Below are 1405 nucleotides of genomic sequence, written 5' to 3' on the forward strand. Positions count from 1 at the left end.
AACTTGCCCGTATAGTCCAGCCCATCAGGCAGTGGTTTAACGCTATGGTAAACTGCGGAGGTTAAATAAGTCAGAGCCAATAAACCCACCACGACACCGACATAACGGGTCGATGTCCAGTTGAGCTTCTGATGTAATTTTCGAAAGATACGCATAACAAAAAACCTAATCCAATATACTCAGACTAGGTTTTATTGTTTGATTTTTCAAGAGGATTTCTGTTGTCAATGTTTTTGCAGCCTCTCCCTAACCCTCTCCTTAAAAGAGAGGGAGCACCCACTGCTGTCCCATAGTTTGCTTTAAATAAAAAAACCTGAGTCCTAACAGTTAAAATATGAGTGCAAACAAACACTTTAACGACCAGGATTCAGGTTTTGTCACATCAGAATACCGTATTTCATGAGCTAATTAAACCTGTTGTGCGACAGGATTTTGAACAACTTGCTAAAGTACACCATGTTGGACAGAAATTTAGAGCGGCTTCCCGGTGGGATCAGTTTATTGCCATATTGATGTCTCAATTCTCTTGTAGGCAAAGTCTGAGAGATATTCAATCCAATTTGGAGTGCCAACAGGAAAAGCTAAGTCATCTCGGAGCAAAGTCTATTCCCCGAAGCACGCTGGCACGAATCAATGAGCAGCAGCCTGCTGCCTTGTATCAACAGCTATTTTACAAGTTGCTTAAATACTATGAACACTCAAAAGTAGCTCATAAATTTCGCTTTAAGAATCCCTTGTATTCCTTGGATGCCAGTCATATTGACCTGTCGCTTTCCTTATGTGAATGGGCCAAAGTTCACGACTCAAAAGCCAGCATGAAACTCAGCATAGGATTGAATCACAGCAATGATATTCCTGAGTTTGTTGCAGTTGAAAATGGCAAAGAAAATGACATGGTACAAGGCCGCAAATTCCAGTTTCCTGCTGGCAGCATTGTAGTTTTTGATAAAGGCTATGTCGATTACCAATGGTATGCAAATCTGACTGCTCAAAATATTGGATTTGTCACACGTTTTAGGCCTAAATCTGTGTATCAGGTGATCCAGCAACATCCAGTGCTTGAATCCAAAGGTATTCTAAAAGATGAAACCATTCAGCTGAATAGCGCACATGCCCTAAAAAGAAAAGCCCCAGTGTTAAGAAGAATTGAATATAGAGATCAGCAAAGTGGCAAGCACTTTAGCTTTCTCAGCAATAACTTTCATTTAGCCGCCTCCACCATTGCGGCGATTTATAAAGATCGTTGGAAAGTTGAGCTGTTCTTTAAAGCGATTAAGCCACGAATTGCGGTGAATGTTCGTCCTGCCGCAAGGGCCGGCTCAATGCGTGCCGTTATAACAAGACGCTTGGCGTGCAGCAGAATGGCGGCCTGGCCGACCAGATCGTGCTGCCTGCCGAAAAGCTG

Annotated in this window: 2 pseudogenes; both read left to right on the forward strand. The window is 42.6% G+C overall.

The features are described 5' to 3' along the window. Positions 1-374: 374 nt before the first annotated feature. Positions 375-1343 (forward strand): annotated as a pseudogene (locus ABWW28_RS27530) (IS4 family transposase); the annotation flags it as partial. Beyond that, positions 1331-1405, forward strand: a pseudogene (locus tag ABWW28_RS27535) (hypothetical protein); the annotation flags it as partial. The pseudogenes ABWW28_RS27530 and ABWW28_RS27535, both read left to right, overlap by 13 nt.

The organism is Brucella sp. NBRC 14130 (genome assembly GCF_040371715.1).
Classification (GTDB): domain Bacteria; phylum Pseudomonadota; class Alphaproteobacteria; order Rhizobiales; family Rhizobiaceae; genus Brucella; species Brucella intermedia.